Genomic DNA, 12,823 nt, shown 5'->3' with positions numbered 1-12,823 from the left:
CTATCCTTGCGCGCGGCACCATTGTGCGGGGTCACTTGGGTGACCCTGCTGACGAATAGCGAAATACAGCGCAGGTGTGTCCTGACCACCACTGTTACCGACAGTGGAGATGGACTCACCGGCCTTGACCACGTCACCGGCTGCTTTAAGCAGTGTCTGGTTGTGGCCGTACAAACTCAAAAAACCATTGCCGTGGTCGAGAATCACCAGCAAACCGGCGCCGCGCAACCAGTCGGCGAACACCACGCGACCGCCGTGTACAGCATGCACCTGGCTGCCAGCGGAGGCACTGATCATCACGCCGTCCCACTTGGTTCGGGCATCGTCACCACGGGTTTCACCAAAGCGCGCAAGCAATCGACCATCAACCGGCCAGGGAAGTTTTCCGCGGGCTGAAGCAAAAGGTCCGCCGAAGGACTCGCCTGCGCTTGAAACCAGTGCGCCGGGTGTCGACTTGGCGGGTTTGCGTGGGGCATCAGTGGCTTCAGCCTGGGCCTGAGCCTCACGTAAACGCTTTTTTTCGGCTTCCTGCTGGGCGATCAGCGCTTTTTGTCGCGCTTCTTCCGCCTCACGGGCCTGGCGGGCCAGGGTTTCTTCGATGGTTTTGAGTACTTTAGACAGGTCGGCCTGATCCTGCTCGCGGGCTTGCAGCTTCTGGTCGCGGACTTTCACGTCGTCGTTGAGCTTGGCCAGGACCTGCTGACGCTCCTTGCGGACTTTGTCGAGTTCGTCGCGCTGACTGTCGAGGCTGCTTTTCTGTACCAGCAATTGGGCTTGTTGCAGGGCAATGTCCTGCTCGACGTTGGCCAGTTGGCGCAGGGTCTCGTTGAAATTCTTCAGCTGCTCCAGGCGTGCCTGGCTCAGGTAGTCGTAATAGGTGAGGGTGCGGGCGAATTTTTCCGGGTTCTGCTGGTTGAGCAGTAGCTTCAGGTACTCCTGACGGCCGTTCTGATAGGCCGCGCGGGCCTGAATGGCGATCAGTCGTTGCTGTTCAATGCGCGCGCTCTGGAGTTTTTTTTTCTCACCATCGAGTCGCTGTATCTCGGATTCGCTTTTCTTCAGCTCTTTTTGCAGGGCCTCGACCTGCTTCTCGAGCTTGCCCATCTCGGTCTCGGTGCCTTTGAGCTCCTTTTGCACGCCGGACTTTTCTTCCTGCAACTTGCCCAGCAGCTTTTTCAGCTCGGCAATATCCTGACGTGTGGCGTCCAACTGTTGTTGGGTTTGCGCGCGCTCGTCGGCAAACGCCGGGTGGAGCAGGCAGGTCAGGGCAAGGGCAATCAGGGCGCGGAGCATAGAGGCGGGCGACACCAGGGGAAAAAAGACAGCCTAGTATGCCCGCCAAGCGTTGCAAAAAAAACGTCCATTTCTGGCTGCTTGATAACTGGAGTAGAGGGCGAGGATTTGAAGGCAGGTTTTGTTTCTTGAAAACACCACAAACCACTGTGGGAGCGAGCTTGCTCGCGATGGCGTCTAAACATTCAACATTGATGTTGGGTGTCAGATTGCTATCGCGAGCAAGCTCGCTCCCACAGGGTTTAGTGGTGTTTGAGGGATGTAATCAGACCAGGATCGACGTGCCAGTCATCTCCGCCGGTTTTTCCAGCCCCAGCAACTTGAGCATGGTCGGTGCGACGTCTGCCAGTACGCCGCCTTCGCGGACCTTGAGGTCGCGTTTGCCGAAGTAGATGAACGGTACCGGCTCAGTGGTGTGGGCGGTGTGCGCCTGGCCGGTGGATTCGTCGGACATTTGCTCGACGTTGCCGTGGTCGGCGGTGATCAGTGCTTCGCCACCGACTTTTTCCAGGGCGTCGACAATGCGGCCGACACACAGGTCCAGACACTCAACGGCCTTCACCGCTGCCTCGAATATGCCGCTGTGGCCGACCATGTCGCCGTTGGCGTAGTTGACCACGATCACGTCGTAGCGCTGGTTTTCGATAGCGTCGACGATCTTGTCGGTGACTTCCGGTGCGCTCATTTCTGGCTGCAAGTCATAGGTCGCGACTTTCGGCGACGGGATCAGGATGCGCTCTTCGCCCGGGAACGGTTCTTCGCGACCACCCGAGAAGAAGAAGGTCACGTGGGCGTATTTTTCGGTTTCGGCGATGCGCAGCTGGGTTTTGCCGTTTTTCGCCAAATAGTCGCCCAGCACGTTTTCCAGGCTGCCCGGCGCAAAGGCCGACGGTGCAGGAATGCTGCCCGCGTATTGGGTCAGCATGACAAAACCGGCCAGTTTCGGCTGGCGAGCGCGCTCGAAGTCCTTGAAATCGTCTTCGACGAATACCCGGGTCAGCTCGCGGGCGCGGTCGGCGCGGAAGTTCATGAACACCACGGCGTCGCCGTCTTCGACCTTGACTGGCTCGCCAATGGTGGTGGCTTTGACGAATTCGTCGCTCTCGCCACGCTCGTAAGCCGCTTGCAGGCCTTGCTGGGCGGTGGCGGCGTTGAATTCGCCGTTACCGTCGACGATCAGGTTGTAGGCCTGGGACACGCGATCCCAGCGGTTGTCGCGGTCCATGGCGAAGTAGCGGCCAATGATGCTGGCAATCCGGCCTTTGCCCAGCGTCTTGAACGCTTCATCCAACAGCTCGATCGACGACTGTGCGCTTTTTGGCGGCGTGTCGCGGCCGTCGAGGAAGGCGTGCAGGTAGATCTTCTCGGCGCCGCGCTTGAAGGCCAGTTCGGCCATGGCGATCAGGTGATCCTGGTGGCTGTGCACGCCGCCTTCGGACAGCAGGCCCATGAAGTGCACGGCTTTACCGGCAGCAACGGCTTTATCCACCGCGGCGCAGATGGTCGGGTTCTCGAAGAACTCGCCATCGCGGATCGCTTTGGTCACGCGGGTGAAGTCTTGATACACCACGCGGCCTGCGCCGAGGTTCATGTGGCCGACTTCCGAGTTGCCCATTTGCCCGTCCGGCAGGCCGACGTCCATGCCCGAGCCCGAGATCAGGCCGTTCGGTACGGTGGCGTACAAACGGTCGAGGACCGGCTTTTTGGCCGCGAACACGGCGTTGGATTCCTGGCTTTCACTGTGACCGAAGCCGTCGAGAATAATCAGGACCAAAGGTTTAGGCGTGGTAGTCATGGATTCCACTCTGGCTTAAGTTAAAAGAGGCGATGGAAAAGGGAGTGGCAGTTTAAAGCGAAGTTCCGACCGCGTCACCGCCGGACGGGGTTTGGCCCACCATAGTGGCTGTGTATACTGGCCGACATTTTAACGCCCTGGAACCTCCTTGATGGTTGCTCACCTGATTGAATTTGCCACTAACCACTATCTGCTCGTCGGTATCTTCGTCGTACTGCTGGCGTTGTTGATCGCCCGCGAGATGAGCCGCGGCGGCCGCAGCCTCAGCACTGCCGAGCTGACCGCGCTGGTCAACAAGGACGAGGGCGTTGTGGTCGATATCCGTACCACCAAGGATTTCGCCGCCGGTCACATCGTTGGCGCGCTGAACATTCCACAGGACAAACTGACCGCTCGCGTTGGCGAACTGGAAAAGCACAAGGCCAAGACCATCATTCTGGTCGACGCCCTGGGCCAGCACTCCGGCACCCACGCTCGCGAGCTGTTGAAGTCCGGCTTTACTGCAGCCAAGCTGTCCGGCGGGATCTCCAGCTGGAAAGCCGACAATTTGCCGCTGGTGAAGTGATATGAAAAACGTCGTCGTCTACTCCAGCGATTACTGCCCCTACTGCTCGCGAGCCAAGTACCTGCTCGAGAACAAGGGCGTAGCCTTCGAAGAGATCAAGGTCGATGGCAAACCGCAGGTGCGTGCCGAAATGGCCCAGAAGGCCGGGCGTACGTCCGTGCCGCAGATCTGGATCGGCAGCACCTACGTCGGTGGTTGTGATGATTTGTTTGCCCTGGACCGCGCCGGCAAGCTCGACGCGCTGCTCACGGCCTGACTAAACCCTTAAGATCAGCAAACCCTACAAGACCCCAAGATCAGAAAGGATCTGAGATGACTGACGAACAGAACACTGCTGCGAACGAAGAAGAAACTGCACCGCAATTCTCCTTGCAGCGCATTTACGTGCGTGACCTGTCCTTCGAAGCCCCGAAAAGCCCGGCGATCTTCCGCCAGCAGTGGGAGCCGAGCGTTGGTCTGGATCTGAACACCCGTCAGAAAGCGCTGGAAGCTGACTTCCACGAAGTCGTACTGACCCTGTCGGTTACCGTGAAGAACGGCGACGAAGTGGCGTTCATCGCTGAAGTTCAGCAGGCCGGTATCTTCCTGATCAAGAACCTCGACGAAGCCTCGATGAGCCACACCCTCGGTGCTTTCTGCCCGAACATCCTGTTCCCGTACGCTCGCGAAGCCCTGGACAGCCTGGTGACCCGTGGTTCGTTCCCGGCGCTGATGCTGGCACCGGTGAACTTCGACGCCCTGTACGCGCAAGAACTGCAACGCATGCAGCAAGACGGCGTACAGACCGTTCAGTAAGCGTTCGATGCAGCAACGAAAAAAGCGCCGTAACAGGCGCTTTTTTTATGGTTGTCGAGTCGTTCCGTAGCAGCTGCCGAGCTCGCGAGGCTGCGTTCGGCGGCGTAGCCGTCGTAGAGGCCAGCGTGCGCGATCTTTCAGGTGTGCCCCGCACTCAGGAATTGCGAGGACTGCGTCCTCGAACGCAGCCTCGCGGGCTCGGCAGCTGCTACAGATCGAGGGTGTTATTTAAAGCCGAGCTGGCGCCAGCCTTCGTACACGGCCACCGCCACGGTGTTGGACAGGTTCAGGCTGCGGCAGCCTTCGCGCATCGGCAGGCGCAGTCGTTGTTCGGCAGGCAGTGCGTCCAGCACCTCGGCGGGCAGGCCACGGCTTTCCGGGCCGAACAGGAAGGCATCACCCTCAGCGAAGCTGGCGTCGTGGAACGGCCGCGAGCCCTTGGTGGTGAAGGCGAACAAGCGTGGATGGCCAAGGCTTTCCAGACAGCTGGCAAGGTCTGCATGGCGCTGCAGGGTGGCATACTCATGATAGTCGAGGCCCGCCCGGCGCAGGCGCTTGTCGTCCATCTCGAAACCCAGCGGCTCGATCAAATGCAGGTGGCAGCCACTGTTGGCGCACAGCCTGATAACGTTGCCGGTATTCGGCGGAATTTCTGGTTGAAAAAGGATGACGTGAAACATGCACGGCTCCGAAGGTAAAGATGGGCGGCATTCTACGCCTGAAGTGGACCCGCGACCGAAGCTATTCCCTCGGGTGATGGCCTCATTGGCGATCGTCGGTGTCATGGTCGGGATGATGATCGGTCGTCTGACCGCGCCCGACCCCACCGAGTTGCAACAGGTCGAGGTCGAACCGGATGGTTTGGTGGTGTGGTTCAACAACGAACCGAAGACCCACGGCGAATTCATCGACGGCAGTGTCGCGTTGCTGTTCGAGGCTGAAGGCAAGGCGCAGAACGGCCAGTTGAAGCTCAACGACAAGGACGTGAACTGGCGGGTGCGTGTGAGTGATAAAGGCTTGTTGCTGACGCTGGTGGCGGCCCGTCCCCTGAAGGGTGAATGGGCCGGTAGCGAGGTCAATGACCGCTGGCGGTTGGAGATCCATCTCCAGGAGCAATAAAAGAGGGAATCCCCGGCCTGCCTGTACCAGGGTCCCCAAAACGGGAAGGGGTTCGTCGCGGTCTGCGTGATGAACCCCGGATGTAAAGAGGGGAATCCCCGGCCTGCCTGTACCAAGGTCCCCGAAACCGGGTAGTGAATCGAATCACTGATTGGACTATTGCAGGGCGCGTGCCAGGTTTTGAAGAATTGCAAAAAATAGCCCGCGTACAGCGCTGAAAGCCCCGTGATTCGGGGCTTTGGCTTTTTTGTGCTATGGGTTTTTGTGTTGCTGGAGGCCGGGTTTTGTTTCCCGTGGGATGCGCGATTGCGGTTCACGGTGCATTGAGGCGGTGCATGCAGCCCCTAAAAGCATCGCGAGCAAGCTCGCTCCCACAGTGGATTTTCAGTGTTCCATTATTGTGTGAACACCATTGAATCCTGTGGGAGCGAGCTTGCTCGCGATTGGATCTGGAGATCAGTGAAGATCTAAAGGCTGATTAACCCTCATCCCCTTCATCATCATCCCCGCCATCGACCTTCATCCCCAATTCCTTGATCTTGCGGGTCAAGGTGTTGCGACCCCAGCCCAGCAGCACGGCAGCGTCGCGGCGGCGGCCGGCGGTGTGTTTGAGGGCGGTTTCGATCATGATCCGCTCGAAGCTCGGCACTGCGCTGTCGAGCAGGCTCGACTGACCGCGTGCGAGCGCCTGATCGGCCCACTGACGCAGCGCTTGCTCCCAGTTGGTCACCGGTGCGGAGTCCTGCGGCAAACTCAGCAGCTCTGGCGGCAGGTCGCTGATGTGCACTTCGCGACCCGAAGCCATCACCGTGATCCAGCGGCAGGTGTTTTCCAGCTGACGCACGTTGCCTGGCCACGGCAGGTTTTTCAGGTATTCCTCGGTTTCGCTTTTCAGCAGCTTCGGCTCCACTGCCAGTTCTTGCGCGGCGCGGGCGAGGAAGTGCTTGGCCAGGGTCGGAATGTCTTCGCGACGGTCCGACAGGCGCGGAATGTGGATACGGATCACGTTCAGACGGTGGAACAGGTCTTCACGGAATTTCCCGGCGTGCACCAGGGTTTCCAGGTTCTGGTGAGTCGCGGCGATGATGCGCACGTCAACCTTGACCGGCACATGACCGCCAACGCGATAGAACTCGCCATCGGCCAATACCCGCAGCAAGCGAGTCTGAGTGTCGGCCGGCATGTCGCCGATTTCGTCGAGGAACAGCGTGCCGCCATCCGCCTGTTCAAACCGCCCGCGCCGCAGGTTGGCTGCGCCAGTGAACGCGCCTTTCTCGTGGCCGAACAGTTCGGACTCCATCAGGTCCTTGGGGATCGCCGCCATGTTCAACGCGATGAACGGCGAGGCCGCTCGCGGGCTGTGACGGTGCAGGGCGTGGGCCACCAGCTCTTTACCGGTCCCCGATTCGCCGTTGATCAGCACGGTGATGTTTGAGTGGCTCAAACGCCCGATGGCGCGAAACACTTCCTGCATCGCCGGCGCTTCACCGATGATTTCCGGGGTGCGGGTCAGGGTGGGTACAACCTCCAGACCTTGCTGTTCCTGGGCGTGCTGGTTGGCGCGCTTGACCAGCGACACCGCTTCATCGACGTCGAACGGCTTGGGCAGGTACTCGAAAGCGCCGCCCTGATAGGACGCGACAGCGCTGTCCAGGTCGGAGTGCGCGGTCATGATGATCACGGGTAGCCGAGGGTGTTGTTCGCGAATCCGTGCCAGCAGGTCCAGACCGCTGGCGCCGGGCATGCGGATGTCGGAGATGATCACGTCCGGCTGCTGGCGCGCCAGGCGGCTCATCACGCCATCGGCGCTGTCGAAGCTTTGCGTGGTCATGCCTTCCTGTTGCAAGGCTTTTTCCAGGACCCAACGGATAGAACGGTCGTCATCGACGATCCACACGGTTTCACTACGGCTCATGTCGATGTGGCTCCTTGTTCCAGTGGCAGAAAGATCGAGAACGTGGTGTGGCCTGGATGGCTGTCACATTCGATCAGGCCCTGGTGCTGGCTGATGATGTTCTGGGTAATGGCCAGGCCGAGCCCGGTACCGTCCGGGCGGCCGCTGACCATGGGAAAGAAGATGGTTTCTTGCAGGTCCGCAGGAATCCCCGGGCCGTTGTCGATGATTTCGAGCTTGGTCACCAGGCGATGACGCACGTGGCCGATGGTGAACTGGCGCATGGCGCGCGAACGCAAGGTAATGCGGCCCAGGCGCAGCTCGTTCTGGCTGCTGATGGCCTGCATCGCGTTGCGCACGATGTTCAGGACGGCCTGAATCATTTGTTCGCGGTCGATCAATACATCGGGAATGCTCGGGTCGTAGTCGCGCACCAAAGTGATGCAGCCCTGGCTTTCGGCTTCCACCAGATGACAGACGCGCTCCAGCACTTCGTGGACGTTGCACAGGGCAAGCGATGGCAGTTTGTTTGAGCCGAGCATGCGATCGACCAGGTTACGCAGGCGATCGGCTTCCTCGATGATGACGTTGGTGTAGTCCTTGAGGCTTTCTTCCGGCAGCTCGCGGGCCAGCAACTGAGCGGCGCCGCGAATCCCGCCGAGCGGGTTCTTGATCTCGTGAGCGAGGCCGCGCACCAGCATCTTGCTGGTTTCCTGTTTGGAGAGCTGCGCTTCTTCTTTGGTGATGCGCAACAAGCGGTCGCGTGGGTGCACTTCGAGCAGCAGCAGCGTGTCGCCATTGCTGAGGATCGGCGTCACCGCGTAGTCGACGGTCAGGGTTTGACCGGTCAGGGCGGTGAGCATCGCTTCGCGCTTGGTGAACGGGTGCGCTTGTTCGACCGCCTGGCGCAAGGAGTTCAGGGCTTCGGTCGATTCGGTGAACAGCTCGCTGATGAATTGCCCATGGCTGCGCTGGCCGCTGATGGCCAGGAGCATTTCAGCCGCGGGATTCATGTACTCAAGGCGCAGTTCGGCGTCGAGCAGAATGGTGGCGGTGGTCAGGTTGTCGAGTAACAAGCGGTGCAGTGCGTCGCTGATGGTCATTAGGACCTCTTTTGGAGCAGGCGCGCGCGAGAAGAAGGCGCTGATGCAAGGAAAATGCAAAAACCAAACCAAGGCTCCGAAAAGAAGCGTTCAGGCCCTGAAACAGGCGTTTGACGCTCGTTTGCGCGGCGTTCTGCCAGCGTTTGCGGGTACTTTCGAACCAAAATGGGTTGGAATATGGGTACGGTGCAGTTCATTGCACCAATATAGTGCGCAAACCTGAACGACGTTTAGAAGAAAGAAAAAATCCCGACTTTTTCTTCTTCAGGCTTGTCTGCGAGTGGGCATTCCGGGCGCTGACCGTAATCGGTGGGGGTGCAGGGTTTGACCTGACGCTTCTGCGCCAGAGAGATGCGCAGCATGTGGAATGGCTGATTCGCCGTGCGTTCGAGAATCCGCCCGTGTTCGTCGAGGATTTCCACCGCGAGGTGATGCGTACCGCGATCAATGTTGCTCAGTGCGAACACCGGGCTGGGGCCAGGATCGGCGGTCGGTTGGCCGTCCAGTAACAGCCGATAGCGATGACCGTGTTGCAGGGTGGGTTCGTTGGTGACACTGACGATCACCTCGCCCGCGCTGCTGCGCACCGAAGCGTCCGGCTCCGGTACGAGTACGCGAAGCATGTCGTAGTGAAACAGTGGTTTTTCCTCGGGTTTCTTTGTAGCCGCTGGCGATGTGGCGCCGGTGGGATTGGCGGACATGCGATTACCCGGTGCCAGTATTACTCGCTTGGCGTTGCCGGGGCGTGGCTGATCGGTGAACACCCGATTGCCTTGGGCGTCGACGTAGGTATAGACCTCGGCCAGCGCCGGCGGGGCGATCAGCCACAGGCAGGTGGCGATCATCCAGCACCTCACGGGGTGTGTACCCGCTGCACGGTGAAGGTGATGGTCGGGCTCTGTTGCACGAGGCTTTCTCCGGCGAGCACCTGCACCGCGAGGTTGTGTTCGCCGCGATCGATGTTCACCAGTTGCAGGCGCGGAACGTTGCTCGGCTGGCCATACGGTTGACCGTCCAGCAGCAATCGAAACAGATGCGGCCCTTGCAGGCGTGGCTGAATCTGTACGCCAACGGTGAAGGTGCCGTTGTTGGCGCGCAGGGCTTCATCGCTGGGCAGGCCGGTCAGCTCCAGCACTGAATAGACAGCGTTTTTGTCAGCGCGTTGGGACGGTTGTTCGGGGGCTATCGGTGGTTGGCGTTCGACACTGTTGAGTGGCGGCAACTCGACGGCCTGGCTCTTCACGCCATCGGGCGGCTGATTGCTGTAGGCGGTATTGCCGCTGGCGTCGGTGTACCGGTAGATCTGCGCGGTGGCGGGCAGGGCGATCAGCAGCAAGATGAATAGAAAACCACGACCCATAAAAAACGACCAATAAACGAAAACGTTGGGTTGCAGCATAGGTCAGGGTTACGTGTTGGCCCAATTCACTAACACCCTGACACGAAAGAGCGATCAATCTCGCGTAGGAGCTGCCGCAGGCTGCGATCTTTTGATCTTCAGAGGCGATAAAACCGCAAAGATCGCAGGCTTCGCCAGCTCCTACGGATGGGCGCTGCACAACTCTGCGGTGGCGCGTATCAGCGCAAGCTCACGCAGCGGCACTTGGCCCGCGGTTTTATTGGCCTTGGCCAGCCATAACGGGCAGTGTGGGTCTTTACGATACGGGGTGAAATCGGCCAGTTGTTGCAGCAGGCGTTTTTGTAACAGGTCGAGTTGCGGGCGGATCAGGCCATCGAGGTCAGGGCGAGGGTCGTTGGGAGCTTTGCCTTGTGCGTGCCAGTCGGACAGGTGTGCGTACTGCACCAGTTTGTTGGCTTCGATCTGCGCCGAGAAGAACTGCTCGACGGTTTCATTGCTCAATTTGTAGTAGGGCGCCTCGGCGATGGCTCCGGCAATGACGTCGCGTTCCCGCTGGCGATCCTCGACAGGCTTGCCGCTGTCCCACTTGCTCAGTGCGACCTTGTCGGCAAGCGCCAGGCGCTCCTGGATGGTGCTGAGCAGCGGGGCGAGAGCCGCGGGTGCCGGGGCAGGGGGCGGGGTGGCGGCGCAGGCGATGTTGGCAAACAGGGCGGTCAGCAGTGCAAGGCACACGTGCAAGCGTAGGAACATGGATTGTCTCGACTTCAATTCAATGTGGGTAGAGACGCATGATGCGGCAAGCGTACGTTGTCGGACACGTCTTCATCGATAAAAATCCTGATGGATTGACCGAAAATGGTGCCGCGACTGAAGTCTCAAGGTTTCTCTGACAGGGGAACTCCTTGGCTGCCTGCATAGAACACGATCAGTTCTACCGGTCTGTCGCCGGTTTTACCGCGATGAACGATGCCGACCATCTCCGCGAGTGTTTGCCCTTGTTTGAGTAATTGAGTCTGGCCGCTGGCTTTGGCTTCGACGGTCAGTTCGCCCGCCAGAATGTAAGCTGCGTTGGGAATGGGGTGGGTGTGCCATTCGAGTTCGGTATTGGCAGGAATTTTGAGCTTGAGCAGGGTTAGTTCCGGGCTGCCGCTGGGGTAAGCGGTGTAAGGGGAGCCGTCCCAGGAGGAGCTGCTTTGCAGCAGGATTTCCTTTTCGATCGCGGGTTTCGTGCTGGTGGTGCTACAGCCCGCTATCACCAGGCAGGCGAGGATAACGAACGAGGTTTTCAGTGGGTGTATTGGCATGGTTTCGCCCTTTGACTGTACGGTGTGATGGAACCGTCAGACTAAGTACGGTGGCGCGTAATGGATGCCGGATGCGACGCTGATTGTCCGAAGAACAGGTCGTACGTGTCGTAGGACATTTCCATAAAAAAGGCCTCCTTGCGAAGGAGGCCTTTTTAGTCACGCCGCTTGCGCGAGCGCTACTGGATCAGCAGCTGTAGTACAGCTCGTATTCCAGTGGGTGTACGAAGGTACGTACTTTGATTTCTTCTTCGCTTTTCAGAGCGATGTAAGCGTCGATGAAGTCGTCGCTGAAAACGCCGCCTTTGGTCAGGAACGCACGACCTTTGTCCAGCTCTTCCAGGGCTTCTTTCAGGCTGCCGCAAACTTGTGGGATCTCTTTCGCCTCTTCAGGCGGCAGGTCGTACAGGTTTTTGTCAGCTGCATCGCCAGGGTGGATCTTGTTCTGGATGCCGTCCAGGCCAGCCATCAACAGTGCAGCGAAGCCCAGGTACGGGTTGGCTGCCGGATCCGGGAAGCGTGCTTCGATACGGCGAGCGCGTGGGCTCGACACGTAAGGAATACGGATCGAAGCGGAACGGTTGCGAGCCGAGTAGGCCAGCATTACCGGAGCTTCGAAACCTGGGACCAGACGCTTGTAGGAGTTGGTCGACGGGTTGGTGAAGCCGTTCAGGGCCTTACCGTGCTTGATGATGCCGCCGATGAAGTACAGGGCGGTGTCGGACAGGCCGGCATAACCTTCGCCAGCGAAGGTGTTCTTGCCATCTTTGGCGATGGACAGGTGAACGTGCATACCCGAACCGTTGTCGCCGTACAGTGGCTTAGGCATGAAGGTCGCGGTGCGGCCGTAAGCGTCAGCCACGTTGTGTACGCAGTACTTCAGGGTCTGAACTTCGTCAGCCTTGGCGACCAGGGTGTTGAACTTGACGCCGATTTCGTTCTGACCAGCAGTCGCCACTTCGTGGTGGTGAACTTCGATGACCAGGCCCATTTCTTCCATGGCGTTGCACATGGAGGTACGGATTTCGTGGTCGTGGTCGAACGGAGGTACCGGGAAGTAGCCGCCTTTGACGCCTGGACGGTGGCCCTTGTTACCGCCTTCCACGTCCTGGTCGGACATCCACGAACCTTGTTCGGAGTAGATTTTGAACATCGAACCGGAGATGTCGGACTTGAACTTCACTTCGTCGAAGATGAAGAACTCAGGCTCTGGACCGACGAAAACGGTGTCGCCGATACCCGTAGACTTCAGGTATTCCTCGGCGCGCTTGGCGATGGCACGTGGGTCACGGTCATAGCCTTGCATGGTCGAAGGCTCGATCACGTCGCAAACCAGGATCAGGGTCGGCTCTTCGGTGAACGGGTCGAGGACGGCAGTGGAGTCGTCCGGCATCAGGATCATGTCGGAGGCTTCGATGCCCTTCCAGCCAGCGATGGAGGAGCCGTCGAACATTTTGCCTTCTTCGAAGAAGGCTTCATCCAGCGCATCACGGGCCGGCATGGTCACGTGGTGCTGAGTGCCTTTGGTATCAGTGAAGCGCAGATCAATCCATTTAACGTCATGATCTTTGATGAGTTGAACCGACTTCGACATA

14 protein-coding genes are annotated in these 12,823 nt (G+C 59.3%); 4 read left to right on the top strand and 10 right to left on the bottom strand.

What is annotated here, in order from left to right:
• On the bottom strand, window positions 1–1,293 hold the full coding sequence (locus BK659_RS04995; protein ID WP_123424007.1) for a murein hydrolase activator EnvC family protein: 1,293 nt from the start codon (window positions 1,291–1,293) through the stop codon (window positions 1–3).
• A gap of 265 nt (window positions 1,294–1,558) precedes the next feature.
• Entirely contained in the window at window positions 1,559–3,088 is a 1,530-nt protein-coding gene (gene gpmI, locus BK659_RS04985) for a 2,3-bisphosphoglycerate-independent phosphoglycerate mutase (RefSeq protein WP_123424006.1), read from the bottom strand.
• A gap of 151 nt (window positions 3,089–3,239) precedes the next feature.
• Here gpmI and BK659_RS04980 point away from each other — a divergent pair, with 151 nt between their 5' ends.
• Genes BK659_RS04980 through secB form a run of 3 tightly spaced genes read left to right on the top strand, consistent with a single transcriptional unit; the run spans window position 3,240 to window position 4,448 of the window.
• The gene (locus tag BK659_RS04980) at window positions 3,240–3,653 is read left to right on the top strand and encodes a rhodanese-like domain-containing protein (protein WP_123424005.1); all 414 of its coding nucleotides are present in this window, start codon (window positions 3,240–3,242) and stop codon (window positions 3,651–3,653) included.
• Between the two features lies 1 nt (window position 3,654).
• The gene (gene grxC, locus BK659_RS04975) at window positions 3,655–3,909 is read left to right on the top strand and encodes a glutaredoxin 3 (protein WP_123424004.1); all 255 of its coding nucleotides are present in this window, start codon (window positions 3,655–3,657) and stop codon (window positions 3,907–3,909) included.
• 56 nt (window positions 3,910–3,965) lie between these two features.
• The gene (gene secB, locus BK659_RS04970; RefSeq protein ID WP_123424003.1) at window positions 3,966–4,448 is read left to right on the top strand and encodes a protein-export chaperone SecB; all 483 of its coding nucleotides are present in this window, start codon (window positions 3,966–3,968) and stop codon (window positions 4,446–4,448) included.
• A 224-nt stretch (window positions 4,449–4,672) separates the two neighbouring features.
• Here secB and BK659_RS04965 read toward each other — a convergent pair whose 3' ends face one another.
• On the bottom strand, window positions 4,673–5,128 hold the full coding sequence (locus tag BK659_RS04965; protein WP_019691309.1) for a tRNA (cytidine(34)-2'-O)-methyltransferase: 456 nt from the start codon (window positions 5,126–5,128) through the stop codon (window positions 4,673–4,675).
• Here BK659_RS04965 and BK659_RS04960 point away from each other — a divergent pair.
• On the top strand, window positions 5,127–5,567 hold the full coding sequence (locus BK659_RS04960; protein WP_123424002.1) for a hypothetical protein: 441 nt from the start codon (window positions 5,127–5,129) through the stop codon (window positions 5,565–5,567). The genes BK659_RS04965 and BK659_RS04960 overlap by 2 nt on opposite strands.
• Before the next feature lie 478 nt (window positions 5,568–6,045).
• Here BK659_RS04960 and ntrC read toward each other — a convergent pair whose 3' ends face one another.
• The 7 genes from ntrC to glnA form a co-directional block, all read right to left on the bottom strand.
• Window positions 6,046–7,482, bottom strand: a complete 1,437-nt coding sequence (gene ntrC, locus BK659_RS04955) for a nitrogen regulation protein NR(I) (protein WP_123424001.1) — start codon at window positions 7,480–7,482, stop codon at window positions 6,046–6,048.
• On the bottom strand, window positions 7,479–8,564 hold the full coding sequence (glnL, locus tag BK659_RS04950; protein ID WP_123424000.1) for a nitrogen regulation protein NR(II): 1,086 nt from the start codon (window positions 8,562–8,564) through the stop codon (window positions 7,479–7,481). The genes ntrC and glnL overlap by 4 nt, the downstream gene beginning before the upstream one ends.
• Before the next feature lie 230 nt (window positions 8,565–8,794).
• The gene (locus tag BK659_RS04945) at window positions 8,795–9,409 is read right to left on the bottom strand and encodes a DUF4124 domain-containing protein (protein ID WP_123423999.1); all 615 of its coding nucleotides are present in this window, start codon (window positions 9,407–9,409) and stop codon (window positions 8,795–8,797) included.
• 8 nt (window positions 9,410–9,417) lie between these two features.
• Window positions 9,418–9,924, bottom strand: a complete 507-nt coding sequence (locus BK659_RS04940; protein ID WP_123424079.1) for a DUF4124 domain-containing protein — start codon at window positions 9,922–9,924, stop codon at window positions 9,418–9,420.
• 180 nt (window positions 9,925–10,104) lie between these two features.
• Complete coding sequence (locus BK659_RS04935; RefSeq protein ID WP_123423998.1) at window positions 10,105–10,674, bottom strand: chorismate mutase; 570 nt, start codon at window positions 10,672–10,674, stop codon at window positions 10,105–10,107.
• 125 nt (window positions 10,675–10,799) lie between these two features.
• Entirely contained in the window at window positions 10,800–11,228 is a 429-nt protein-coding gene (locus BK659_RS04930) for a cupin domain-containing protein (protein ID WP_123423997.1), read from the bottom strand.
• Between the two features lie 187 nt (window positions 11,229–11,415).
• On the bottom strand, window positions 11,416–12,822 hold the full coding sequence (gene glnA, locus BK659_RS04925) for a glutamate--ammonia ligase (protein ID WP_010464555.1): 1,407 nt from the start codon (window positions 12,820–12,822) through the stop codon (window positions 11,416–11,418).
• Window position 12,823 lies beyond the last annotated feature (1 nt).

The sequence above is a fragment of the Pseudomonas brassicacearum genome, from assembly GCF_003732225.1.
In the GTDB taxonomy this organism is placed as follows: Bacteria; Pseudomonadota; Gammaproteobacteria; order Pseudomonadales; family Pseudomonadaceae; genus Aquipseudomonas; species Aquipseudomonas brassicacearum_E.
The sequence above is the reverse complement of the archived record's forward strand: the minus strand, read 5'-3'. Positions and strand labels throughout refer to the sequence as shown.